Source organism: Hymenobacter ruber, assembly GCF_054783255.1.
Genome location: NZ_BAAGQX010000004.1, coordinates 45,234 through 70,676, shown reverse-complemented (window position 1 = coordinate 70,676; position 25,443 = coordinate 45,234). Strand labels below are relative to the sequence as shown.

20 protein-coding genes are annotated in these 25,443 nt (G+C 61.1%); 11 read left to right on the top strand and 9 right to left on the bottom strand.

Features of this window, described 5'->3' with window-relative positions:
• The first annotated feature begins 31 nt into the window (after positions 1 to 31).
• Entirely contained in the window at positions 32 to 775 is a 744-nt protein-coding gene (locus tag ACYVM5_RS10850; RefSeq protein ID WP_460618135.1) for a PIG-L deacetylase family protein, read from the top strand.
• Positions 772 to 1,368 carry a class I SAM-dependent DNA methyltransferase gene (locus tag ACYVM5_RS10845; RefSeq protein WP_460618134.1) on the top strand — a complete coding sequence of 199 codons (597 nt, stop codon included), beginning with the start codon at positions 772 to 774 and terminating at the stop codon, positions 1,366 to 1,368. The genes ACYVM5_RS10850 and ACYVM5_RS10845 overlap by 4 nt, the downstream gene beginning before the upstream one ends.
• On the opposite strand, the gene ACYVM5_RS10840 is transcribed toward ACYVM5_RS10845, so the two are convergent.
• The 4 genes from ACYVM5_RS10840 to ACYVM5_RS10825 all read right to left on the bottom strand — a co-directional run bounded on the left by ACYVM5_RS10840 (position 1,365) and on the right by ACYVM5_RS10825 (position 4,930).
• The gene (locus ACYVM5_RS10840) at positions 1,365 to 2,603 is read right to left on the bottom strand and encodes a glycosyltransferase family 2 protein (protein WP_460618133.1); all 1,239 of its coding nucleotides are present in this window, start codon (positions 2,601 to 2,603) and stop codon (positions 1,365 to 1,367) included. The genes ACYVM5_RS10845 and ACYVM5_RS10840 overlap by 4 nt on opposite strands.
• A gap of 215 nt (positions 2,604 to 2,818) precedes the next feature.
• Positions 2,819 to 4,063, bottom strand: coding sequence for a BamA/TamA family outer membrane protein (locus ACYVM5_RS10835; protein WP_460618132.1), 1,245 nt, complete (start codon positions 4,061 to 4,063; stop codon positions 2,819 to 2,821).
• Between the two features lie 125 nt (positions 4,064 to 4,188).
• Positions 4,189 to 4,512, bottom strand: a complete 324-nt coding sequence (locus tag ACYVM5_RS10830; protein ID WP_460618131.1) for a (2Fe-2S) ferredoxin domain-containing protein — start codon at positions 4,510 to 4,512, stop codon at positions 4,189 to 4,191.
• A 28-nt stretch (positions 4,513 to 4,540) separates the two neighbouring features.
• Complete coding sequence (locus tag ACYVM5_RS10825; RefSeq protein WP_460618130.1) at positions 4,541 to 4,930, bottom strand: ArsR/SmtB family transcription factor; 390 nt, start codon at positions 4,928 to 4,930, stop codon at positions 4,541 to 4,543.
• A gap of 102 nt (positions 4,931 to 5,032) precedes the next feature.
• On the opposite strand from ACYVM5_RS10825, the gene ACYVM5_RS10820 reads away from it, so the two are divergent.
• Together ACYVM5_RS10820 and ACYVM5_RS10815 are read left to right on the top strand one after the other, a co-directional pair.
• Entirely contained in the window at positions 5,033 to 5,722 is a 690-nt protein-coding gene (locus ACYVM5_RS10820; RefSeq protein WP_460618129.1) for a carboxypeptidase-like regulatory domain-containing protein, read from the top strand.
• 76 nt (positions 5,723 to 5,798) lie between these two features.
• Positions 5,799 to 7,172, top strand: a complete 1,374-nt coding sequence (locus tag ACYVM5_RS10815) for an NAD(P)/FAD-dependent oxidoreductase (protein WP_460618128.1) — start codon at positions 5,799 to 5,801, stop codon at positions 7,170 to 7,172.
• 74 nt (positions 7,173 to 7,246) lie between these two features.
• Here ACYVM5_RS10815 and ACYVM5_RS10810 read toward each other — a convergent pair whose 3' ends face one another.
• The 5 genes from ACYVM5_RS10810 to ACYVM5_RS10790 all read right to left on the bottom strand — a co-directional run bounded on the left by ACYVM5_RS10810 (position 7,247) and on the right by ACYVM5_RS10790 (position 15,501).
• Positions 7,247 to 8,557: a M16 family metallopeptidase gene (locus ACYVM5_RS10810; protein WP_460618127.1), complete on the bottom strand. Its 1,311-nt coding sequence runs from the start codon at positions 8,555 to 8,557 to the stop codon at positions 7,247 to 7,249.
• A 68-nt stretch (positions 8,558 to 8,625) separates the two neighbouring features.
• Positions 8,626 to 9,849 (bottom strand): type IX secretion system outer membrane channel protein PorV, encoded by a 1,224-nt coding sequence (porV, locus tag ACYVM5_RS10805; protein ID WP_460618126.1) that lies wholly within the window; start codon positions 9,847 to 9,849, stop codon positions 8,626 to 8,628.
• 49 nt (positions 9,850 to 9,898) lie between these two features.
• Positions 9,899 to 13,918 (bottom strand): type IX secretion system sortase PorU, encoded by a 4,020-nt coding sequence (porU, locus tag ACYVM5_RS10800; RefSeq protein ID WP_460618125.1) that lies wholly within the window; start codon positions 13,916 to 13,918, stop codon positions 9,899 to 9,901.
• Positions 13,919 to 14,066: 148 nt separating this feature from the next.
• Positions 14,067 to 14,762, bottom strand: a complete 696-nt coding sequence (locus ACYVM5_RS10795; RefSeq protein WP_460618124.1) for a CDP-alcohol phosphatidyltransferase family protein — start codon at positions 14,760 to 14,762, stop codon at positions 14,067 to 14,069.
• Positions 14,763 to 14,859: 97 nt separating this feature from the next.
• The gene (locus tag ACYVM5_RS10790; RefSeq protein WP_460618123.1) at positions 14,860 to 15,501 is read right to left on the bottom strand and encodes an MBL fold metallo-hydrolase; all 642 of its coding nucleotides are present in this window, start codon (positions 15,499 to 15,501) and stop codon (positions 14,860 to 14,862) included.
• 123 nt (positions 15,502 to 15,624) lie between these two features.
• Between ACYVM5_RS10790 and ACYVM5_RS10785 the strand changes: the two genes are divergently transcribed.
• The 7 genes from ACYVM5_RS10785 (at position 15,625) to ccsA (ACYVM5_RS10755) (ending at position 25,161) form a co-directional block, all read left to right on the top strand.
• A complete protein-coding gene (locus tag ACYVM5_RS10785) occupies positions 15,625 to 16,701 on the top strand; it encodes an NAD(P)/FAD-dependent oxidoreductase (protein WP_460618122.1) in 1,077 nt (358 codons plus the stop codon).
• A gap of 201 nt (positions 16,702 to 16,902) precedes the next feature.
• Positions 16,903 to 20,184: a hypothetical protein gene (locus ACYVM5_RS10780; protein WP_460618121.1), complete on the top strand. Its 3,282-nt coding sequence runs from the start codon at positions 16,903 to 16,905 to the stop codon at positions 20,182 to 20,184.
• A gap of 131 nt (positions 20,185 to 20,315) precedes the next feature.
• Positions 20,316 to 20,984, top strand: a complete 669-nt coding sequence (locus ACYVM5_RS10775; protein WP_460620181.1) for a heme exporter protein CcmB — start codon at positions 20,316 to 20,318, stop codon at positions 20,982 to 20,984.
• A gap of 2 nt (positions 20,985 to 20,986) precedes the next feature.
• Positions 20,987 to 21,652, top strand: coding sequence for a cytochrome c biogenesis protein CcsA (gene ccsA, locus ACYVM5_RS10770; RefSeq protein ID WP_198067237.1), 666 nt, complete (start codon positions 20,987 to 20,989; stop codon positions 21,650 to 21,652).
• On the top strand, positions 21,642 to 21,887 hold the full coding sequence (locus ACYVM5_RS10765) for a CcmD family protein (protein WP_460618120.1): 246 nt from the start codon (positions 21,642 to 21,644) through the stop codon (positions 21,885 to 21,887). The genes ccsA (ACYVM5_RS10770) and ACYVM5_RS10765 overlap by 11 nt, the downstream gene beginning before the upstream one ends.
• 57 nt (positions 21,888 to 21,944) lie before the next feature.
• Positions 21,945 to 22,373 (top strand): cytochrome c maturation protein CcmE domain-containing protein, encoded by a 429-nt coding sequence (locus ACYVM5_RS10760; RefSeq protein ID WP_198076662.1) that lies wholly within the window; start codon positions 21,945 to 21,947, stop codon positions 22,371 to 22,373.
• Between the two features lie 187 nt (positions 22,374 to 22,560).
• The gene (gene ccsA, locus ACYVM5_RS10755) at positions 22,561 to 25,161 is read left to right on the top strand and encodes a heme lyase CcmF/NrfE family subunit (RefSeq protein ID WP_460618119.1); all 2,601 of its coding nucleotides are present in this window, start codon (positions 22,561 to 22,563) and stop codon (positions 25,159 to 25,161) included.
• Positions 25,162 to 25,443: the final 282 nt, after the last annotated feature.

Sequence of the window (25,443 nt, the reverse complement as noted above, 5' to 3'; positions counted from 1 at the left end):
TTTTCATTGTCAGTTATCAGGATTTTCCCGCGTGCTTCCTTTTTCCGAATATCCAGTTCGCGCCGCCAGCTTTGTAGCTGAGCTGGGCTCCACCGTAGTTATCGCCCCGCACCCCGATGATGAGGCGCTGGGCTGCGGGGGCCTGCTGGCCCTGCTGCACCAGGCCGGGCAGCCCGTAGCGGCCGTGCTGGTGAGCGACGGCACAATGTCGCACCCCAATTCTACCTTGTTTTCGGCACCGGCGCGGCAGGCGGTGCGAGAGGCCGAATTTCGCCACGCTCTCACCATTCTGGGGGCATCTGAAAAGGAGCCGCTGCTGCTTGGCCTGCCCGATGGCCGCGTACCCACCAGCCCAACCGAGCCCAGCTTTACCGCAGCCGTAGCGCAGCTACAGGATTTTCTGGAGCACCAGCAAGCAGCCACGGTACTGGTGCCCTGGCGACGCGACCCGCACCCCGACCACCGCGCCACCGCCCAACTGGTGCAAGCCACGCTGGCCGCCATGCCGCACCCGCCGCGCCGCCTCGAATACGTGGTGTGGGCCTGGGAGCGTGCCGCACCGGAAGACCTGCCCACGGCGGTCGATACCGTGCAGGGATTCCGGCTGGACATTGCGGCGGGCCTGGAGCAAAAACAGCGGGCCATTGCGGCGCACCGCTCGCAGGTAGCGCCCGGGGTGTTTACTGATGATGCCGAAGGTTTTTTATTGTCGTCGGAAATGCTGGCCCACTTTGCCGGACCCTACGAAGTCTATTTTGAAGCGCTTGAATCATGAACGAGAACCAGCCCAATACCCTGCCGCCGGAGTATTTCGACCACGTTTATCAAGCCAACCGCGACCCGTGGAATTTCGAGGCCAGCCCCTATGAGCGGGAAAAATACGCCGCTACGCTCGCCGCACTGCCCCATCCACACTACGCTGAGGTATTTGAAATCGGCTGTTCGCTGGGCGTGCTCACGGCGCAGCTGGCCCCGCGTTGTGGCCGCCTGCTGGCAGTGGACGTGAGCGAGGCGGCTCTGGCCCAGGCCCGGGCGCGGTGCGCCGACTTGCCACAGGTCGAAATCCGGCAGCTGCGGGTGCCCGAGGAATTTCCTAATCAGTCGTTCGATTTAATCGTGCTTTCGGAAGTTGGCTACTATTGGTCGCCGGCCGACTTAGCCCGCGCGGCAGATTTATTAATAGCCGGCCTAAAACCCGGCGGCCAGCTGCTGCTGGTGCACTGGACGCCGCCCGTGCACGACTATCCTTTGACCGGCGACGACGTGCACGAATTCTTTCTGGCCAAAACCGCTGAAAACAACCCGCTGCGCCACCTCGCCGGCCAGCGGCATGAAACCTACCGGCTCGACTTGCTGGAAAAGCGCTAGACCACCGGCTGCCGCTCCGCCACCACGCCACTCCGAATGAGCCGGGGCAGCACCAGCAGCGCCCGCGACAGCGGCACCAACGCCGTAGTCAGGCTGGGACTGTGGGCCAGCGCCCATTCCCACAATGTCCCGAATGTAGCCGCCCGTTGCATCTGGGCCAGCACGGTGGCCACGGGCAGGCCGAGGCGGGCCATTGTAGCGTCCAGCTCGGCCCCCGGGCTACCAGCCCAGCAGGCGCGTAGCTGGCGGCGCAGCTGCCACCGCCGCATCAGTTGCACGGGGTTTTCTACGTGCGGCTCGCGCTGCTGCTGGCTCATGCGCAGCCATTCGCTCAATTGCCAGGACAGGCCTACTTCTACCCGGCCCTGGCGGCGGGCCGAGGTGAGAACGCGCACCTGGGGGCTGTGGCGCAGGGCCAAATCGTGCCGGCGTAGCTCCTGACACAAGGCTTCATCTTCCAGAAACCGGACCTCGGGCAAACCGCCCACCCGGCGGTAGGCCCGGGCCGTGAGCGCCAGGCTGGCCCCAAAATGCTGGTGATGGCGCGGCCAGCGGTCCAGTGGCGCGGGGTCAATCAGGTCTTCGAGGCGGGCGCAAAGCAGACGGTAAGCCGCGTCGTGCGCCTGGATGCGTTGGAGCGCGTCCGGACCGGCTTCTTCATTACTGGTAATAATGCGGCCGCCCACGGCGTCGGCCCCGGCCGCTATTTCGGCCTGAATGGCGGCCAGCCAGGCAGAATCTACCCGGGTATCGGCATCGGTGCTGGCAATGATGCCGGCAGGCTGGCCCACCTGCTCCAGCCGGGCACAGGCCTCATCCATCAGCAGGCGGCGGGCGCGGCCTACATGGGCCGTGTCGCCGGCCAGGCACAGCTCGGCTACGTGCACCACCAGCGCAGGAAACTGCCGGGCCTGATGGCGCACCACGGCGGCCGTGGCATCCTGGCAATTATTGGCCAGAATAATTACCTCGAAACTATCCGGCGGCAAAGGCTGGCCACACTCGGTGACCTGAGCGGCGAGCGCGGCCAGCGCGGCGGGCAACGTGGCGGCCTCGTCTTTGGCCGGAATGATGACGCTGATACGCAGGCCGGCGCGGGGCGGCGCCAACTGCTGGCGCAGGCGCGCGGCGCAGTGGTCACGCGGCGGCGTGGGCTGCCTCAGCAACGAAGAAACGGGGGCGGTAGCGGTGGCTTCGTGGGCCGCCAGGAAGCGCGCGGGAGTAGCGTGGTCCATCGAGCCGGGTGTACGCCGGGCCGTGGCGAAAGGATAAGGCTCAGCTTATTCCGTGAGAAGCTGGCGCAGCCAATGACGAGCTTTCAGCGCAGCCATTTATCAGCCAGCCAGCCCAATAGTCCAAGCTGTTGTTTTGGTTATAAATCCCGGTTGAATTTCACAAAAAAGGCTTCTCCTGAAATCAGGAGAAGCCTTTCCAGAACAATCAGCAGCGCTTAGAACGCTTCGCCGATAGCGAACAGGATGCCCGGCGAGCTGCCGGTACCGGCGGCATAGTCAAGGCGCAGGTTCACGCGGTCGCGGCGGATAAAGTTGAAACGGATGCCCGCTCCGCCGGCATACTTCGTGTCGCTGAGGTTGAACTTGTCGATGTAGTTGTTCACGTTGCCAACGCCGCCAAAAACAGCCCCGTCGATGCGCCAGAACAGTTTCTGACGAATTTCGGCTTGGAACATAATCATCTGGCGGTCGCGGAAGCGCTGCTCGTAGATGCCGCGCAGTAGGTTGGCGTTGTTGTAGAGCGTGCCGCCCAGGTTGGCGCCCAGGCCGGCCAGCTCGCGGAACGGCACATCGCCGGTATGGAACTGCCCGAGGAACTGCGCGGCCAGAATGGTGCGGTTGGACCCAATGGGCTGGAAGTGGCGGGCGTCGAGCTGGTAGCGCACAAAGCGGTAGTCCGAGCCCAGGCCCGTGCCGTTGAACGTGGCCCCAAAATCAAGCAAGTTGCCGTGGAAAGCGGCCAGCGGCACATCGCGCGTGTCGTAGGTGATAACCGGGCCGAGGCCGGAAATCTGCGTATTCTGCCGCTCGCGAGCCGTCATGCGCCCCTCGTTGTAGAATATGCTGGCGGTCTTATCATCGGTAGCGGTGGCTGGGCCGTGCACGTCCGTAATTTTGGTGAAGCGGTACTGCGCGCCAAAAAATAGCTTGGGCGCAATCTGTTTCTGAATCCGCTGGTTGATAATGAACAGCTTATAGTCGGTTTCCGACTCATTGGCGCTGGTGGTATTGGGCCCTTTGCCGTAGTAGTACAGCAGAATATCGTAGGCGCTGATTTCACCGTTCAGGTAGAATTTCTCGCCCGGCGTATACACCGAGTGCACCAGTTGAATGAGCGATTGGCCTTCGGTGGTGGTCCAGTACTGCACGCGGGCGTTGGATGGCCGGGTGAGGGTATCGGCCGAAAACCGGCCGCTGAGCAGCGCGCCCAGGCCGTAGCCAAGGCCGGTTTCGGCCTGATAAAACAGCACCGGAATGGGCAACAGGCTTAAGTTTCCATTCTTACCCAACTGCCCGAATGACTTCGTGCTGCGGACCTGCTGCCCGGCCATTGGCACGAGGCCAACGGGGCGCGGCGCGGCCGGGGGCGTGGTGTAAACCGAATCGGGGGGGGCAGCCGGCTGGGCGGCAGCGGTAAGGCTCAGCCCGGCAAGGGCCAGGGCTGCGAGAGAAAAACGCATGGGAGCGAGAATGAAAAGCAAATGAATTGCTCTATCAACGGATTATACAGCTCCACGGTTGGCAGCGCCAGCTTCTGGGTCGGCCAAAGGCCTTTTCTCCCCCGCAAATGCCGGCTTTTGCCGTCTTACTGGTCGCGTAGCAGCAGGCGTTCCACCACCTGCCCCTGACCCAGGTGCCGGGCCACCAGCTCGGCCGCGTCGGCGGGGCGCACTTTGCCGTAAGCCGTGCCTTCGGGATACACGATGAGGGCCGCACCAGGGCCTTTTTTGCAGTGTTTGCAGAGGTCGAGGCAGTTGCAGGTCTGCACGCGCACGCGCTCCCGTTCTCCGCCTGTCAGGAGCTTTTTCAGGCCCTGAATCTTCAACTCTTTTTTCAGGGCTTTGGCAACATCCTCCCCTACTCCGGATTTCTGATTGGTGCACACAAAAAGGCGGCGAACGGAGCTCATAAACGAAAGAAATTAACCAGGCCCAATGCTAAGCCGGGCCGTGCCAGTGACGGTTCTGGAGCTTATACGCGGCCAGCTCGCGGTTCGACCACAGGGTTTGGTACACTTGCTGGTCGTGCAGCAGCTGGGGGTCTTTTTCCATGAAGGCCAGCAACTGCTGGAGCAGCTCGGCCGTCTCTTCTTTCAGGAAGTAGTACATCCAGTTATCCAGCCGGCGCACGTTCACCAAACCTGCATTCTTTAAGTACGATAATTGCCTACTGGTTTTGGTCTGGGTGAAATCCAGCACCTGCTCCAGGTCGGCCACCACCATTTCCTGATTGCGCCACAGCAAATGCAGGATGCGCACGCGGCTTTCGTCGCCCAGAGATTTAAAAAGTTGCTGACCAAAAGCAACCGTGAAATGTTTCAAGCGCATCTGCTGTCTGGGAAGCGGGAAGTTCGCCCGTCGTTCTTTCCGCCCAAAGTTACCATCGGCCCTGAACGTGGCGCCGTATATTTGTTCTTCCGCTATCTGAATATGCCTGATTTCTTGCGCCTTCGTCGCTTTTCCTTCTTTCTGGCTGCCGCCCTGCTGGTGCTGCTGCTGGCCACGCCGGGCGCGCACGCCCAGGGCAAGCGCAAGGTGATTCAGTTCACCGGCATCGTGGCCACCGGCGACAGCCTGCTGGGGGTGCCCGGCGCGACCATCTACGTGCCCAAAGCCGGCCGCGGCACGGCCTCGAACATCTACGGCTACTTCTCGATGGCCGTGCTGGCCGGCGACAGCATCGTGATTCGTTCGCTGGGCTACGCTAACCAAACCATCGTCATTCCGAAAGACTTCCAGCGCCAGAGCTACTCCGTTATTGTGCAGCTCAAGGAGGACGCCACCGTGCTGCCCGAGGTGCGGGTGTTTCCCTACACCACCGAGCGCGACTTCAAAAAGGCCTTCTTGGCCCTGCGGCTGCCCACCGAGCGCGGCAGCGCGGCGGCCGACAACCTGAACCAGGAGTTGATGAACCGCATTTTCCGGACCCAGCCTATGGGCGCGGTGGCCAACTTCCGCCAGACCATGAGCAACCAGCAGCTCGACTACGACCGCCACATGGGCATGGCCCCGAACCAATACTCTAACAACCCGCTGCTCAACCCTTTCAGCTGGCTCCAGCTGATTCAGCAGGTGAAAAAAGGCGAGTTCAAGAAGAAGAACACCGACGACGACTATTAATCGGCGCGGCCACCGGTTTCGGTAACCAAAGGCCCTGTTTTTCGGTTTACCTAGGGTTTGACCTTTCCTCAACTCTATGGATACCAACCTCCCCGTTTCGGATAAGCCGCGCGTAGTTATTGTCGGCTGTGGCTTTGGTGGCCTGCGCCTGGCCCAGGCCCTGCGAAAAGCGCCGTTGCAGGTCGTCGTCGTCGACCGCAACAACTACCACAACTTTCAGCCGCTGCTGTATCAGGTAGCTACCGGCGCGCTGGAAGCCGACAGCATTGCATATCCGATTCGGAAGATTTTTGCGGGACAGACCAATTTCTTCTACCGCATGGCCGATGTGCAGCGCATAATGCCTGCTACCAATACATTGATAACCAGCGTAGGTCATATTCATTATGACTACCTGGTGCTAGCTACGGGCTCGCTCACCAATTTTTTCGGGCTGGAAAGCATCGAGCGCAACGCGATGCAAATCAAGAGCATCCCGAACGCGCTGAACCTCCGCAGCTTCATTTTCCAGAATTTTGAGAAAGCCCTGCTCACCAGCGACCCGGCCGAAAAGCAGGCCCTGCTGAACATTGTGGTGGTAGGCGGCGGCCCCACGGGCGTTGAAATCAGTGGCTCGCTGGCCGAAATGCGCAAGCACGTGCTGCCCAAGGACTACCCGGAACTGGACCTGCGGGCCATGCAGATTTTCTTGGTGGAAGCCGGTCCGGCGCTGCTCGGCCCCATGTCGCCGGCCTCGCAGGCCGATGCCAAGCGCTACATGGACGGCCTGGGCGTGCTGGTGCGGCTCAACACGTCCATCAAGCGCTACGAGGACGGCAAGGCATATTTCTCAGATACTGAGTTTATCCCGACCGAAAACCTGGTGTGGGCCGCCGGCGTGAACGGCGCCGAAGTGCCCGGCCTGCCCGCCGAAACGGTGACGCGCAACAAGCGCATCACCGTGAACGCCTGGAACCTGGTACAGGGCCAGTCCAACATCTTCGCCATTGGCGACGTGGCCAACATGGTGACCGAAGATATGCCCAAAGGCCTGCCCATGCTCGCGCCCGTAGCCCAGCAGCACGCCGACCACCTGGCCGCCAACCTGCAGCGTCTGCTGCGCGGTGAAACTCCCCGTGACTTTGTGTACAACAACAAAGGCTCGATGGCCATCGTGAGCCGCAACAAGGCCGTGGTCGACCTACCCAAAAATATCCATTTCAATGGATTCTTCGGCTGGCTTACCTGGCTGTTTGTGCACCTGATGACGCTGGTCGGCTTCCGCAACAAAGTGGTGGCCCTCGTGGACTGGGCCTTCAGCTACTTCAGCTCCGACCAGGCGTTGCGGCTTATCATCCGCCCCTTCAGCCGCCGCGATGTGAAGGACGACCAGGGCAAGAAAAGCGCGGAGCACCGCACCGCTACCACCGAATACAACGCCACGCCGCCCGCTATTCAGGAACCAGCGTAACACATTTCATATAAAAAGCAGGGCCCCCAAACAAGTTGTTTGGGGGCCCTGCTTTTTATGGGGAACAATTGAGTTTATACCCCGACTGGGCCGGCGATGACCACCTGCATGGCTTCCGGCGCGAAATAGACGCGGGCCAGTGCTTGCAGCGTTTGGGCATCGGCGGTTTCAACCTGCTGCACAAACTGGGTGTAGTAATCGGCGGGCAGATTCAGGAACACGATGTTCTTGTACTTGTCGCACTGCTCGAAAACGGTGGACAGTTCGTTGGCAAACTTGCCCAAGATGTAGTTTTTCACTGTTTCCAGCTCTTCTTCCGGAATCAATTCATCCTGCAGACGGCGCAGTTCCAGCACAATCTCGCTCACGGCGAAGTCGGCGCTTTCGCCCTTCACATCGGTGCCGATGACGAGCGACGTGCCGAACTCGCGCGGGGCCACGCTGGCATAGATGCCGTAGGTCAGGCCTTTGTCTTCGCGGATATTGCGCATCAAGCGCGAGCCAAAGTAGCCGCCGAACACGTTCACCAGCAGCTTGAGGCGGTGGGTGTCGGGGTGCGTGGGCGCGGGCCAGTGCCGGCCCATCCGAATGGAAGCCTGCAAGCTGCCGGCCACGGCCACGCGGTCGGGCAGCGAGGAAATAATCGGCTCGTCAATAGCAGGCGCGGCGGCTGGGGGGATTTCGCTGGCGTGCGCCGGGCCAAAGGCGGCGGCCACCAATTCCTGTTCGGCCGCCACGTCGCCGCACAGGAAGATTTCGGCGTTGCCAAACGAATACATCGCCTGATGAAACGCCTGGGCTTCGGCGGCCGTCAGGGCCTGGTAGGCGTCGGCATCGAAGGGCCGGCCATAGGCTGTGTGCGCCCCGAAGAGCAACTCGTTGAACCGCTCCGAAGCCAGGTAGCTGGTCTTTTTGCGCTCGACGCGCACGTTCTGAATGGTGCGGGTTTTGAGCTGCTCCAGCTCGGCCGCCGGGAAGGCGGGGTTGCTGAGCACGTCAATCACCAAGGGCAGCAGCGTGGGCAAGTGGCGGGTGAGGCAGTAGAGCGTGAGCGTGGAGCGGTCAAAACCGGAGTCGCACTCCAGCGACGCGCCGTAGAAGGCCACTTCGTCGGCAATCTGGCGGGCGGTGCGGGTGGTGGTGCCTTCCAGCAGCATGCGGGCGGTGAGGGAAGCCAGACCGGGGCGGTTTTCGGCCAGCTTGCCGGCCCGGAATACGGCCTGCAGGCGCACCACGGGCTGGGCATCGTTGGCCAGCACGTGCAGGCGGGCCCCGCTGGGCAAGGTGCGCACCTCAGCATCGGGCAGCACAACGCGGGCCAGGGGCTGAACGGGAGGGGCTACGGTACGGTCGAGCACCGAAGCGGGAATTGAAGAAGTAGGCATATGCAATAATAACAAACTCCCCTTCCCGGCCGGGAAGAGGAGTTGTAGGGTAACTAAAAAAGCGCGGGTTAGTTCGAAGGCGTTTCGCCGCTGGTGCCACCGGCCCCATTCTCGTCGAAGGCATCGGCGAGCTTGTTCAGGTTGAAGTGCAGCGACACCCGGATGGTCTGAGCCAGGGGGTTGGCCTGCGAGTTGGCCCCTGTGGGTACTAGGTAGGTACCATCGATACCAAATACCTGGTAGCGCACGCCCAGGCCCAGGCTCACGTACTGACGGCCGCCCTTCTCGGGGTTTTCGTAGAAATACCCGCCCCGAGCGTACAGCAGGTCATTGTAGTTGTACTCCAGGCCGGTTGAGAGGTTGATTTCGCGCAGCTCCTCCTTGAAGCCGCCGGGCGCATCGCTGAACGAGTTGAACATGGCGCTCACGATGTTCTGGTTGTTACGCCGGGTGTTTTCGTCCATAATATCCTGGCGGTTATCCTCCACGCCGGGAATGTAGTACGGCGAGGGCACCAGCAGCTTGCTGGCATCAAACGCCAGCGTGATTTTGTTGTACTGGTCGATTTCGCGGGTAATGGCCGTACCCAGCTTCAGCGTGGTGGGCAGGAAGCTCGGGTTGGTCGGGTCCTTGTAGGTGATTTTGTTCCCGATGTTAGTAATCGTGCCCCCGAAGGAGAAGTTGTAGATGCCCGTGCCAATGGTGGCATCTTTGGTATAATAAGCGCCGAGGTCGACGGCGGCGGCATTGCCGGGCTTGGCGTCGTTGCCACTGTAGGCCCCCACCAAGTTAGAGCGGATGTAGCGGGCCGAAGCGCCCACGCCGAAGTGGTCGGTCAGTTGCAAGCCGTAGGATACCGACAGCGCGTATTCTTTCGGGTTGAAGGAGCCGGCCGGCAGGTTGGTGCCGGTGCGGTAGTCAATCTGGCCCAAATCGAAGTACATCAGCGAGCCGCTGAAGGCCGACCGCTGCCCCACTTTGGCATAGCCCGACAGGTACGACAGGCTCATATCGTCGGTGATGTTGCGCAGCCAGGGCGAGTACGAGATGGAAGCCGCGTATTTGTAGGGCACAAAACCCAGCTTCCCGGCATTGAAATAGCCCGAGTTCGCGTCGGGCGAGGTGGCCACCCCGGCCTCCCCCATCGACGATGCCCGCGAGTCGGGGCTGAGCGTGAGAATGGGCACGGCCGTGGTGATGGCGTGGGGAGTGACTTGGCCCTGAGCAGTGGCCGCGATAGCCAGCAAGCCGGCTGAAAGCGCCACGCGCGAACGGAAAAAGAGAGGCTGCATAGAGTGGGAAAAGGGAGCCAGGCGGAACCCGGGCGCAAATAAAAGCGGATTAATTGAGGATGACGAGTTTTTCGTATTTCGAAGCCACTGAGTTGTTGCGCTGCGAACGCACGGTGAGGCGGTAAACGTACACACCGCGCGCCAGCTGGTCGTCGTAGTCGTCGCGGCCGTTCCAGGTAATGCTCTGCTGGTGGGCTACGGTGCTGGGCACAATGGCATTGAGGGTGCGCACCAAGTGGCCGGCCACGGTGAAAATCTGCACTTGTACGTCCAGGTTGTCGGGTTCGCTGCCGGCCTGGTTGTGGTCGAAGAAGAACGTAGTGGAGTGGGCAAACGGATTGGGATAATTGAGGACGTGGTCGAGCGCCAGCTTGACGTCCTGCGCCACTACAAATTCAATTTCCTTCTCGGACGAGTTGTTGTAAGTGTCCCAAGCTTTGACGGTGAGCGAGTGCGGTCCCGTCGACAGGTCCTTGAACAAATTCTTCACGCTGCCCGAGGTGAAATCGCCAACGTTGGCCACGTAGCTCTCGTTCAGCACCAGCAATTTATTGGGGTCGTGGTCGAGAATGGCCGTAATGTCGTGACCAATGCCGGTGCCCGTGGTGTTGATGCCGTTTTCATCGGCCAAATCGGCCAGCAACGTGGTGGTCTGGCCCGTGAGGCCGCCAAACGCAAACGCCTTGCTGTCCATGAACAAGCTGATGCGCGGCGGCTGGTTATCCTCGGGCGCATTGCGGGCCGCGCCGCCCATCAACCGGGGCTGGTAGCCGTTGGCATCGATGCTGTGCGTGCCATCGGAAGCGTAGAGGCTGATTTTGCCCATGCCCACCTGATAGTTGATGTCTTTGGGCACCACGAATACCAGGCTGAACTTGCCATTCACCACATCGGCCTGCCCGCCGTAAATCACGCTTTCCTGAATGCTGACCGGCGACGGAGTATCGCCGGGCTCGTTGCCCAGGGTCATCACGGTAGTGGGCTTGTCGTAAATCGTAACCTGCGCCCGGCCGGTGAAGGTCGAGTTCAGCGTGCCGTTGTTCAATAGCTGGCCGTGCAGGCGAATGCGGGCGAGGGCGTGCAGGGTATCGGCATTCACCCAATCTTTGCCCACGCGCTGGCGCACGCTGTCGAGCATCACGGTTTGCTTGGGGTAAGCCAGCACCATGCTGGGGTCAGCCAGCAGCGTGTAGTTGCGGTTGTTGATGCCGCCGGCCTGGTAGTCGTTCTTGCTCATCATCACAATGGTGCCGATGTTTGGCATCTTGCCATTGATGGGCTGGAGCACCCGGTTGAAGTAGCGCTGGTTGAGGCCGGCGTTGAGGCCGGCTTCGACCACGCGGGTAGTGGTGAAGAGCCCCACGGCACCGCCCGTGGCATTATCGGTGAGCGACTGCTCGCCGGCCGAGGTAAAATCGGGGTTGTCGTAGGTGCTGAAATCGCAGGTGCCGGTGGTGAAGAACGTGAGGTTGTTGGGGTTGCGCAGGGCCAGCACCGAGGCATTGGTCACAATCTGCTCATCGGCCAGGCCTTTGGGGCCGCCGTGGCCCAGGTAGTTCACAATCAGCGAGCCCTGCTCCACCGACTGGTCGATGGCGCGGTTGGCATCGGGCGAGCGTTGGCCGGCGGCCACAACCTGCTGGGCATACAGGTCAAGGTACACTTTGTGCACGTTGTAGACCGGCGCGGTGGACTGGATGATGTTGGCAATGCCATCAGACCCAATGCTGTTGTCAATGAAGATGTTGTTGTTGCCATCGTCCGACACCAGCGTAATGCGGTTGCGCCACTTGCCGTAAGCGGCGGTGGCATCGTAGCCAATCACCTTATCCACCACCTGCTGGGCCTGGGTGGTATTATGCAGGTCGCCCTTGGGCATGCGTACCGGCAAGCGACCTACGCCGATATCAAACAGCTCGCTGCCAATATTTTGCTCGTCCCATTCGCCTTCGTTGTCATCCAGCAGGGCGTAGAAATCATCGGAAGAATAGCTGGCCTGACCGTAAAACCCGGAGGAGAAATACGGCGCCTGCGACTCCCGCGACTCATAAGTAGGCACGTAATTCTGGTTGAAAGCATCGAAATCCGCATCGGTTTTGAAGGGCACCCGCTGGTCTTTCCACCATTTTGGCTCAGCCGTCTTGTCGTTGTAAGGGTCTGATTTGTAGTCATACGAGGCATCACCCAACAGCAGCAGCTGCATGTTTTTGCCGGCCGGGGCACGGTCGTACAGCATCTTCATAAAGTCGCGAATGGCCGATACATCCTGTCCGCCCGAGCCGAACTCGTTATATATCTGGCTGGGAGTCACCACCTGCACTTTCAAATTATCGTGCGTAGTGCGGTGAGCAGCCAGTTGGTTGGCCTGCGCCATGAAGGCCGGATGCGTCACAATAACCAGGTCCAGCATGGGTGCTCCCGCGGTGGCATTGAGCGCGTGCAGGTCCTGGTTGGCTACTTTACCGAAGGCCCGCACCGGGTGGTCATTGAAGTCGCCGCCGGGTTGCAGGGCCACAAACTCGCGCACCGTATCGGCCGCCGCGATGAAACTGCTGCTGCCGGCTTCGAACGTCACGGCTTGCGGGTGGCGCGGATTGGTTACGTCCCACACCACTGCTCCGGTGGGCAGGCCGGCAAATACGTAACGGTTCTGTGCCCGGGGCCCAACGTTGGTCAGCGTCCGGAACTCCATTTGCGCGCCGTTGAGTTTGAGCAGGCGCTCGGCGTTGATTTCAAAATAATCGAGGTAGCCACTGGCGCTGGGGTCGCCGCTGTTGTAGGTCAACGCCAGACGCAGTTCAGTACCCGGCGCGCTCAGGCTCACCTGGTTGGTTTCAGAAGTGATAATTGCGTCGGGCGTGTACTGCTGGCCGGAGCGGGCGGGGATAGACTGCGTGGCCAGCGACTGTCCGTTCAGCGTAAGCTGAAAAGCGCTGGCTATTGAGGAGCTGGCCAACAGATTCGTGGTAACGCGCACGGGGCTATTGGCCACCAAATCGCTGATGCCGCCCAGCACGAACTCCTGCCGGCCGCCCACCTGGAAGCCCTCGCCCACCCAGTTGCGGCCCGAGTGCAGCAGGTTCACCAGGTCGTGCTCGTAGAAGTCGCGGTAGGTGAAGCTAGTGATGCTCGCGGGCGAGCCCGTGGCCGGCACGGCCGCCTTAGTAGCTACGCGCAAGCCCGGCCGCGCATCTACTTTCACGAAGTAGTAAGCCGTATCGGTGTAAACGTTGTTGCGATGCCGGAACATGTTGTCCTGCGCCGCCCAGGTGTGCGCCCCGGGCGAATAGAACAGGAAATATTCGTTGTCCTGAAGCACCGCATCATTATCACCAACGAACAGGATGTTGTTTTCCGCCAGGTCATCGGGCCGGTACACGGCGTTGGCCTGGGGCAGGATGCCCATGGCATTCCCGTACAGGTGCAGGTTGTTGGGATTAAGGCTCGATGGCAGGCCCAGCTTAATCAGGGCGGCTTTGTCTAGCTTGTAGATGCCACTTTTGGAGTTGCCGCTTTCGGCCACGCCCAGCTTGTACCAGTCGCCGCTTTGCAGCACCGAATGGCTGGCGTAGTTCCGCGTGGAGGCGGTGCCCCGGGCGGCCACGCCGGCGCCGGTGGGCGTGTAGCGGTAGTCGAACGAAACCAGCCGCTCGGGCTGGCCGCTCTGGGGGCCGCGCCGCACGGGCCGCAGCCGCAGGAACGTGACGGCCTGCTTCATCTCAATGCCGGTGATGAGCTGAGCTTCGGGGCCGGCCGGCAGCTTGCTGACGTTGTATAGCTTGGCATCGGCGGCCGAAAAAGGCTCGTACACCATATTGAGGAATTCGCCCTGGCGCACGGCCCCGCTCAGGCGCATGCTGAACCAGCCTACCTGGTCATCCAGCACCAGCTGGGCTTCGCTGAAGCCAGGCACTTTCTGCTTGCGGGAGTTCAGGGTGGGTACCTCAATGTAGCCGCCCCACTTCACTACGCCGTGGGCCGTGGCAGCATCCGACTGGGCCCGCGCTGCCGGAGCCGCTGCCCCCACGATGATTCCCACGAATGCAACCAAGAGGAAAGAAAGACGCATACACCTTTATAAATTGAGACCTGTTCTCTGCCTGCCCCGCCCGTCACGTAGTGGCTCCCGCAACAGTACCACCGGGCGGCAGGTTCACCCAGTAGTGGCTTCTTAACAACCAAATAATCTATTTATTGCGTCCCTGCATCCAACAATACTACCGAACGGCCGTTTTCGGCACCGAGAGCAGCACGTAGAGCAACACTACCAGCGGCACGGCGGCGGCTTTGAGCACCAGCAATAATCCTGCCGCCAACAGCAGAAAAATGAACCGCCGCCGGTTATCGGCCCAGCGGAAGGTCTTAAACTTGAGCGCGAACAACGGCAACTCGGCCACCAGCAGCCCCGAGAGCAGCGCCGTGAGGCCCAGCAACAACCAGGGATTCAGAATAACCGGGGCAATGCCAAACTGGTCGTAAGCCAGAATGAGGGGCAGCGACGCTACCACCAGCGTGCAGGCCGGCGTGGGCAGGCCAATGAAGGAAGTAGTCTGCCGGGTGTCGTTGTTGAACTTGGCCAGCCGCAGGGCCGAGAAGATGCTGACCAGGAAGCCGAAATAAGGTGCCCATTCCGGCAGCCCTCCTGCCCCTACGCTCCGCGTGAGCAGTTGGAAGAAAATAGCGCCCGGCACCACGCCAAACGACACCATATCGGCCAGCGAATCAAGGTCTTTGCCAATGGCAGAAGATACGCGCAAGGCCCGGGCCAGCAGGCCGTCGGCAAAGTCGGCGGCGGCGGCGGCGGCCACAAACCAGGCTCCGATTTCCAGCCGGCCGGCAAAAATATTGGTCAGCGCCAGGCAGCCGCACAGTAGGTTGAGGCAGGTTACGGCGTTGGGCAGATGTCGTTTCAATGAGGAATGAGGAATAAAAAATGAAGAATATTTTGAACGAAGCATGAGGCGCTGAGAATGGGCCGTTGCCCAATTCCTCATTCCCCATTTTTCATTCTTAATTTAAAAAAGGGTTGCCGCGCCGCTCCTCGCCGATGGTGGTGGCGGGGCCGTGGCCGGGGTACACCACGGTGTCGTCGGGCAGGGTCATGAGCTCGGTTTCGATGCTGTGGAGCAGCGTGGCGTGGTCGCCGCCGGGCAAATCGGTGCGGCCGATGCTGCGCTGAAACAATACGTCGCCGCCAATGACGGTGGCCGTAGGCGCGTGGTAGAAAACGACGTGGCCCGGCGCATGGCCCGGCGTGAAACGTACTTCCAGTTCGGTCTCGCCGATGTGCACGGGCTGGCCGGCCACCAGCTCGCCGGTGGGTTCGGCCGGCTGGTACTGCGGGAAGCCGTAGCTGCCGGCGTAGGTGGGCACGGCGCGCAGCGTGGGCAGGTCGAGCCGATGCAGCAGGAACGGAGTGCCGGGCCAGGTTTTCAGCACAAACTGGTTGCCCAGCACGTGGTCGATGTGCGCGTGGGTATTCAGCAGCATAACTACTTGCAACTTATTCTCCTCCACGTACTCCCGCAGGGCCTGCTGCTCGGCGGGCGCGTAGCAGCCGGGGTCCACGATGGCGCACTGCCGGGTGGCCTCGTCGATGAGCAGGTAGGTGTTCTCGGAAAAAGCGTTGAAGGTGAAACCAGCGACAGTCATAGCAAAACAGAGGGTCTGAGCAATGCGGAAAGGTACGACGCGGGGCGGAATGAGGAATGAAGGCGTTTGCCATTCTCCAGTTCTCAATGCCTCATTAAGCCCGGCGTCCTTACCTTGCCAGCCATGACGAACTGTGATTTTCTGGTGGTGGGCCACGGCATTGCGGGCGCCACGCTGGCTTATGTATTGCGCGAGCGGGGCCACCGGGTGCTGGTGTACGACCCCGGCCAGGAAAACTCGGCCTCGAATGTAGCAGCGGGCCTGATGAACCCGGTGGCTGGCAAGCGCTTCGCTCTCACCTGGCAGGCGGCCGAGCTGTTGCCCTTCGCAGCCACGTTCTATCGCGAGCTGGAGCAGCGCTACCAGCAGCCGTTTTTCACCGAAACGCCTATTTTCAAAATATTCGGCTCAATAGAGGAGCAGAATGCCATGCTGGCCCGCAGCGCCGACAACCCGTGGGGTGACTTCGTGGCCGCTCTCGATACCACCGACCCTGGTCTGCCCGGCGTGCACGCGCCTTTTGGCGGGGCCTGGCTGCGGCACGGCGGCCACGTAGCCGTGCGCGAATTATTGGCAAGCATGTCCGCCGAGGGCACCCGCGACGGCTGGCTGCGCCGCGAAGCGTTTGACTGGAGCCAACTGGCTTTCGGGCCCACGGGAGCCGAATACGCCGGGCAGGTGCGGGCGCGCCACGTTATCTGCTGCGAAGGCGCGGCGGCTGTGCGCAATCCTTACTTCAACTGGCTGCCTCTCACGCCCAACCAGGGCGAAGTGCTGGACGTGGAATGCCCGGGGCTGAGCCCGGACCAGGTGCTCAACCGGGGGGCCTACGTGGTGCCAATGGGCGCGGGGCGGTTTCGGGTGGGCGCCACCTACCGCTGGCCGCCATTTGCCGACGGCCCTACGGCCGTGGGGCGCGAGGAGCTGGCCGCGCGGCTCACCGTGGTCACCGACCTGCCGTTTGCCGTGACGGGACAGCGCGCCGGGGTGCGGCCCGCCGTACGCGACCGCCGGCCGCTGCTGGGCCCCCACCCCACCGTGCCGGCCTTAAGCTTTTGCGGCGGCTACGGGTCCAAGGGCGTGATGCTGGCCCCGCGAATGGCGGTGCTGCTGGCCGATTTTCTGCTTAATCAGACGGAGCTTTGGCCCGAAGCCAGCTTGCACCGTTATAAGGCTTTACAACCGGTCGGCGTGCATTAAAACCTCGTTGAGCGTGGCCCTAAGCGGGGAGGCGGGGCTCCGTTTGAACGGCCGAAGTGCGGCCGGATAACAATTCTCCGTTAACTGCTTTTATTGCAGCCCGGGCGGGCAGTTTGGGGCTTGCTCAGCCGCCCGGCCTAGTCCGCAAATTTTTTAGCGTTTCGGCGGATTAATTTTTGTTTTTGCTCGTTGGTTCTCATTATGACCATTCCACTATCCACTACTACGAAGCGTACGCTGGGGGTCCTGGCGCTACTGCTCCCGATGCTTTGCCCGCCCACGGCCCTGGCCCAAACGGCGCAGGAGCCTTTTGGCCGGGTACGTATTCAGTATAAGGATTTCCGTTGGCAGCAGCTTAGCACGCAGAATTTCAACGTGATGTACTACGACGGCGGCCAGGGCAGCGCCCGCCGCGCCGCCGAGTACGCCGAGAAGGAGCTGCAACGCATCACGGCGCTCATCGGCTATTACCCATACTCGAAATCGACGCTGCTGTTCTACAACTCGGTGGGCGACTTGCGCCAGAGCAACATCGGCCTCACCGCCACCCAGCAGCAGATAAACGGCGGCGAAACTCCGCTGGCCCGCATGAGCAAGGTCCAGATTGCCTTCACCGGCGAGGAAACCGAATTCAAGCGCCAGCTCAGCACCCAGATTACGGAGGTGCTGCTCAATGACATGATGTACGGCGGCTCGCTGAAGGAGGTGCTCCAAAGCAGCTACCTGTTGCAGCTGCCCGACTGGTTTATCGGCGGAGCCTCGGCCTACGCCGCCGAAGGCTGGAGCGTGGACATGGACGGCTACATGCGCGACATGACCAAACAGTACCCCACCGGCAACCGCACGGCGCCGTTTTTCCTGCGCGATTCCAAGCTGGCCGGCCAGAGCATCTGGAACTACGTGGCCGAGCGCTACGGCTACACCACCATTCAGAACATTCTGAACCTGACGCGCATCACGCGCGACGTGGAGGTGGGCATCAGCTCGTCATTGAACGTGCCGTTTAAGGTTTTCCTGAAAGACTGGCTGACGTACTACCGCGAACTCAACGGCCAGCCCGTGGCCACGCTGGTAGAGCCCGACAAAAAATTCCGGCAGAGCGGCCGCAACCGACACGCCGATGTGTTCTCGCAGCCCATTGTGAGCCCAAACGGCCAGCAAGTAGCTTATGCCCAGAACGAAGGCGGCCGCTACCGCGTGATGGTGGTAGACCGCGACGGCCGCCACCGCCACACCCTGAGCCGCGGCGGCTACCACACCCCCGACCAGCAGGTGGAAACCCGCCTGCCCGTATTGGCCTGGCGCGGCAACTCCCAGGTGGCCGTGGCCGAGATGAGCCGAGGCGAAATGGCCCTGCACCTGCGCGACGCCGACGGCCGTGGCTTGGTGCGCCGGGTGCGCGAGGCCATCCGGTTTTCGCGGCCGGCGTCGTTGTTCGCCGCTTATGACCAGATTCTGAGCATGAGCTACTCGCCCGATGGCAAGGCGTTGGTATTTAGCGCCGTGCGCAATGGGCAGAACGATATTTACCTGCTGCGAGCCGGCAGCCGCAAGGTGGAGCAGCTCACCGACGACTTATTCGACGACGTGCAGCCGGTGTTCCTCCCCGGCGGGCAGGCATTGGTTTTCAGCTCCAACCGTTACCTCGATTCGCTGGGCCGGGCCCGGCCAGCCACGTTCCAGAACGTGGTGAACAACTACGACTTGTTCCAGTACCACCTCGACGGCCGCCCCGTGCCGGTGGAAACGCTGGTGAGCACGATTTCGAACGAAACCCGCCCTCGCGCCATCTCCGACGATGAAATTCTGTACCTCGGCGAGGAAAGCGGCGTGCGCGCGCTGTATCGGTATTCGCTGAAAACCAAACAGCATGCCCCGTTAACCAACTGGCTGCCCAACACGCAGGACTTTGATTACAGCCCGCTGACTTCGGCGCTGGTATTCGTGGCCCCGGCGCAGTCGCGCGACATCCTGTACGTGTACCCCGAGTACCCGCTGCCAACCACGCTGCCCCTCACCAAAACCGCCCGCCAGCAAACGCTGGAAGAACGCTCGGCCGTCCCGCGGGCTGCTACTCCCAAGCCGGCCGCGCCGGCGGCCACACAAGCCGCTACCACTGTAGCCGTGCCGGCCGCTGCGGATACCACTTCGCAGTCGGCCAACCGCCGCGAGCGCCGCAAGGCCAACGAAGCGGTGAATACCAGCGACTACCAGTTTGAGGAAGATGAGCCCGTACAGGCCGCCTCAGCCAAACGGCGCCGCCTCACGCCTACCGCCGCCTCCACGGCAGCGGCGGCCACGGCCAAAGCGCAGGCCGAAGCCCCGGCGCTCACTGGCCCTTTCCGCTACGACACGCGCTTTATGGCGGATAACGTGTCGACCTCGCTGTACATGGACCCATTGCTGGGCCTCGGCCTGCAATTCAAAGCGGCCCTGACCGATGTGCTGGAAAACCAGCGCATCGACGCCAGCTTGTTTGGATTATTCGACTTGCGTACCAGCAATATCCGGGCTTCCTATACCAACCTGACCAAGCGCTACGACTGGGGCATTTCTTACCAGAAACAAGCCTATTTTTTCGACCTCGACGACGGCCGCTACCGCTACGGCCGCCACGAAATAGCCCCCACCATTGCCTACCCACTCACCCACAACCTGAGCGTGCGCGGCGGCCCCCGCTTCGTGAGCATTTCGCGCACCCGGCTAGGCGATGTGTCGACGGAATCAGACCAGAGCTACAACTACCTGGGCTACAACGGTGAGCTGGTGTTCGATAACAGCATCAACACCGGAGTGAACATGGTAAGCGGCACCCGTCTGAAAGCCAGCGTGCTGAACCTAACCAATATGAATAGCCAGAGCCTGAGCTTCGGCAAGTTTGTTATCGACCTGCGCCACTACCAGAAAATCAGCCGCTCCATTGTGTGGGCCAACCGGGCCAGCTACGGGCAGTTTTTTGGCTCCCGGCCGCAGGTATTCCGCATTGGTGGCATGGATGATTGGTTGAACGGTGGATACACTGGCAACCGTTTCCTGACCGACTACCAGGCTCCCGACCAGGTATTCAACCAGGAGTTTGTGACCAACCTGCGCGGCTTCGACTACAGCGCCCGCAGCGGCCCGCGCTATGTACTGTTCAGCAGCGAGTTGCGTATTCCCATTGTGCAGTACTTCGCGCACCGACCCATCTATTCGGGCTTCTTCCGCAACCTGCAATTGGTGGGTTTCACCGATGCGGGCACGGCTTATTCGGGCACCAACCCGTTCGGCACCGACAACTCGGCCAATACCAAAACCACGCAGTTCAACCAGTATTTTGGGGCCACGGTCACCAATTTCAGCAACCCGTTGCTGGTGGGCTACGGCGTGGGCGCACGCACCACGCTGCTGGGCTTCTACGGCAAAGTAGACGTGGCCTGGGGCCAAGAAGACTACGTGACCCACGGCCCGAAATTTTACTTCACGCTGGGCTACGATTTCTAAGGCTTGCCCGGCAAGCACACTCCCCACCGGAAGGTTCTGTTGAGCATGGCTCGGCAGAACCTTCTTTTTTATGCCCCTCAGCGCCCGGTCCGGTCGTATCTTTGCGGCCCGAAACCGACCCATTGCCTGTGCTGCTCCGCGAAATTTCCACCCTGCTAGCCAAAGACTTCCGCCTGGAATGGCGGCAACGGGCGGCACTGGGCGGGCTGCTGCTCTACGTAGGCAGCACGGTATTCGTGTGCTTTCTGAGCTTTAGCCTGCGCGGCGGCACTCCCCCGCCCCCGGCCTGGAATGCGCTGCTGTGGGTCATTCTGCTCTTCGCCGCCATCAATGCCGTGGCCAAAGGCTTTATGCAGGAAAGCCCCGGCCAGCGGCTGTACTACTACACATTGGTGCGGCCGCAGGCCGTCATTCTGGCCAAAATCCTGTATAATACCCTGCTGCTCACGGCCGTGGCCTTACTGGGCCTATTTCTCTACACCGTATTTCTGGGCAACCCGATTCAGGATGCGCCGCTGTTTGTGGCTAATCTGATACTTGGGGCGGTGGGCTTTGCCACCACGCTCACGCTGGTATCGGGCATTGCGGCCAAGGCCGGCGGCAACGGGGCCACGCTCATGGCCATCCTCGGCTTCCCGCTGATGGTGCCCATGCTGCTACTGCTCATCAAGGTGAGCAAAAATGCGCTGGACGGGCTCGACCGCAGCGTGAGCCAGCAGTCGCTACTCACGCTCCTGGCCCTGAACATGTTGGTGGGCGCGGTATCTTATTTGTTGTTTCCTTTTTTGTGGAGGGGTTGAGTATGAAATGGACCTGGTGGAAGGTATTGACCGTGGTGTTCCTGCTGTATTCGGCGGCGGCGGGCTTTTTGCTGCCGGTGCCCCGGCTGGCCATCGTGAATGAGAGCATTCGCAACCTGTACTTCCACGTGCCAATGTGGTTTGCCATGATGGTGATTCTGGGCACGTCGGTGTTCCGGTCGATGCAGTATTTGCGCAATCCATCGGCTCGACTTGATATACTCAGTCACGAAGCCGCCAAGAGCGGAATTGTGCTGGGCGTACTGGGCTTAGCCACGGGTAGCCTGTGGGCCAAATACACCTGGGGCGCGTGGTGGACGCCTGACCCGCGCCTGAACGCTGCGGCCGTGGCCATGCTCATCTACGGGGCTTATCTGGTGCTGCGCGGCTCGTTCCGCGACGAGCAGCAGCGGGCCCGCGTGTCGGCCATCTATAACATTTTCGCGTTTGCGGCGGCCATTCCGCTGCTGTTCATTTTGCCACGTTTGGCGGGCAACTCGCTGCACCCCGGCCAGACGGGCAACCCCGGCTTCAACAAGTACGACCTCGACAGCACCATGCGGATGGTGTTTTACCCCGCCGTTATCGGCTGGATTCTCTTCGCTTTCTGGATGACTCAGGTGAGTAGCCGGCTGGCCTTTTTGCAATTGAAAATCGATGAAAAATAACCTGTTAGCCCGCCTGTTCGGCGCATTCGGCCTGCTGCAAATCCTGCTTTTCACCGCCACCACGGCCCTGGCCCAGGCGCCCGGTGCCGAGGCGCCCGAAATGGCCGACGCGCTGCGCGCCAACGGCAAAATCTACGTGGTAGTGGCCGCCGTGGTCATCATCGTGGCCGGCTTGCTGTTCTACCTCATCTCGCTCGACCGCAAGGTGAGCAAGCTGGAGAAAGAAATAAAGTAGCCTGAAACTGTGCCCGCGCGGCACCCGAACGTTGTTACTGCTGTTAGCTATATCCTTATGAAAAAGTCGCACCTCTTCGTTCTGGCCATCATTGCGGTGGCCGCTGCCATCATCCTCAGCACCACGGCTGATGCCAGCGTGTACGTAGGCTTCGGCGAGGCCCGCGCCCGCGCCGCCGAGGGCAACACCACTAAAGTGCACGTAGTGGGCAAGCTGCCCCGCGATGCACAGAAGCGCCCGCTAGGGTTGGAATACGACCCGATGACGGACCCCAACTACTTCGCCTTCACGCTGGTAGACACCACTCACCTGGCCCAGCGCGTGGTGTACAACAACCCCAAGCCCCAGGATTTCGACGCCTCCGAGCAGGTAGTTATTACCGGCTGCATGAAGGGCGATGTGTTCATGGCCGACAACATTTTGCTGAAGTGCCCAAGCAAGTACGTCAAGAAGGATTTGAAGGGCGCGACGGCTTCGGTCAACTAAGTATTGGCAGCGGCTGACCCAAAACCAGGCGGTGGGGGCAACGAAAATTCGTTGCCCCCACCGCCTGGTTTTTTCATTGCTCCAGCCCTCTCAAAAGACTGAAACGGCGACTTTTTCCTCGACCACTTGTTAATGAACCTCCCGGCTCCGGCGGCGCGGCCGTAAATTTGCCCGATATTCTTTGCTTATGAACTTATTAGTAGGACAAATCGGCCACCTCAGCGTCATTATTGCCTTTGCGGCGGCGCTGGTGGCGGCGTATAGCTATTTCCAAGCCTCGCGGGGCCGGGCGCTGGGCGAGGAAGATGCCAGCTGGCTGCGGCTGGGGCGCGGCGCGTTTTTCGTGCACGGCGCGGCCATTGTGTCGGTGATTGTATGCTTGTTCAACATCATTCACGCGCACCGCTACGAGTATTACTACGCCTGGAGCCACAGCTCCAATCACCTGCCGGTGCAGTATATGATTTCCTGTTTCTGGGAAGGCCAGGAGGGCTCGTTCCTGCTCTGGATATTCTGGCAGGTGGTGCTGGGGTTCTGCATCATGAAGTTTAACCGTAAGTGGGAAGCGCCGGTGATGGCCGTTTTTAGCGGCGTGCAGCTGTTTTTGGTGAGCATGATTCTGGGCGTGGTGCTGGGCGGCGTGCGGCTGGGCTCCTCCCCTTTCATCCTGCTGCGCGAGTTCCTGACCGACCTGCCGGTGTGGAAGATGAACCCCAACTTCGTGCCCAAGGACGGTACCGGCCTCAACGCCCTGCTGCAGAACTACTGGATGGTGATTCACCCGCCCACGCTGTTTCTGGGCTTTGCCCTGACCTTGGTGCCCTTCGCTTTCGCCATTGCCGCGCTCTGGAAAAAGGAGCTGACGGCTTGGGTAAAACCGGCTTTGCCCTGGACGCTCATCGGCGGCGGGGTGCTGGGCGTGGGCGTGGTCATGGGTGCGTACTGGGCCTATGAAACGCTGAACTTCGGCGGCTACTGGAACTGGGACCCGGTGGAAAACGCCGTGTACATTCCGTGGCTGGTGCTGGTGGCCTCGCTGCACGGCCTGGTGCTGTGGCAGAAGCGCCGCACCGGTTTGCGCACCGCGTTTGCGCTGGTGGTGGCCACGTTCGTGCTGATTTTGTACGCCACGTTCCTGACGCGGAGCGGGGTGCTGGGCAACGCCTCGGTGCACTCGTTTACGGACCTCGGCCTGTCAGGACAGTTGTTTATTTACCTGGCGGCCTTCACGGTGCTGGCAGTGGCGCTGCTGGTGTGGCGTTGGAAGGAGATTCCGATTTCGCAGAAAGAGCTGACGGCTTATAACCCTGAGCTGTGGGTATTTGTGGGCGCGACAGTGCTGTGCCTCGGGGCGTTCCAGGTGCTGTTCACCACCAGCATTCCGGTGTATAATTCGTTTATGGGGCTGCTGGGCATCAAGACCAACGTGGCTTTGCCGGCCGACCAGATTGCCCACTACTCCAAGCTGCAATTGTGGATGGGCGTGGGCGTGGCCCTGCTCTCGGGCGTGGCCCAAATTATGTGGTGGCAGCGCAATACTAAGGAAACGCTCGTCAACTCGCTCACTGCCCCCACGCTGCTGGCACTGCTGGGCACGGCGCTGGTGGTGCTGCTGGTGCGGTATAATGGCCTCACGATTTCGCCGGCTTACGTGGTGCTCACGCTGGCAGGGCTGTTTGGGGTGCTGGCCAATTTCGGGACCATTTTCACGCTGCTGCGGCGCGGAGTACGGCTCTCGGGCGGTGCGGTGGCGCATTTGGGCATTGCTTTGATGCTGCTGGGCGTACTGGCATCGTCGGGGTATTCGAGCATCATTTCGCGCAACGTGTCGGGGCTGCTGTATTCGCGGGAGTTCACCGAGGATTTGAACCGCGACAACGTGCTGCTGTGGCGCAACGAAACCGCGCCCATGCACGGCTACCAGCTCACATACACGGGCCAGTACTTTGAGGTGCCGGGCGTACCGGGCTACGTGGATAAACAGTTCCTGTACCGTACCGACGACGACTACAAAGCCCTGGCCCGCGCCCCAATTACCGTGGACGGCAAGGTTTACTACAAAACCGGCGACACGGTGAACATCCTGCCGGAAAACACCTATTACCGCATCAATTACAAGGACCAGAAATCGGGCGAGCAGTTCACGCTGTACCCGCGGGCGCAGGTGAACGAGGAGATGGGCGGGCTGCTGGCTTCGCCAGCCATTAAGAAATTCTGGGGACACGACATTTATACCCACATTAGCTCGGTGCTGGACCCGCGCAAGGAGAAGCCTTGGAGCGAGGCCAAAATGTCGGTGCTGAGCGTGGGCGATACCATTTTCCTCAACGATTACTTTGCCGTGTTCCGGGCGGTGGAGGCGGCGCACGAAACGGCTGGCCTCAACCTGCAAAAGGGTGACCTCGCCTTGCAAGCCGACATGATTGTGTACGGCGAAAAACGCCAGTACCACGTGCATCCCGTGTTTGTGGTGCGCAACCGCATGGTGGGCAGCCTGCCCGACGAGGCCGAAGACCTCGGCGTGCGCATCACCTTCAACTCGGTAGACCCGGCCAAGGGCAAGTTTACCTTCGGCGTGAGCACCACGCAGAAGGACTACGTCATCCTGAAAGCCATGGAAAAACCATTCATCAACCTGCTCTGGAGCGGCACGCTGCTCATGGCCCTCGGCTTTGGCCTGAGCGTGCGGCAGCGCGGCAGCAAGGGTGTGCTGGCCGATGCCTCGGCCGAAGCAGAAGCTCCGGCCGAGCCCAGCGGGCGTGCGGTGCGGCCCCAGCCGGTGGGCTAGGCCCACTATGAAGTTGCTGAAAAGGCCACTCTGCTTCGCGGAGTGGCCTTTTTTCATCTGGCCCAACGGTACCTGCTGGCGGGGGCTACGGATGGGCTGACAGGCACCACGCACGGGTTGACATGCGCCACGAACAGGTTGACACGGCCTAAACGTAGGTTGATATGCCCCAAATGCAGGTTAACATGGGTTACGGGCACTTCACTACGTCCAACGGGCATTTCACTACGCATCTAGGGTGCTTCATTACGGTCACAAAAAAAGGGCCGCCCAATGGGCGGC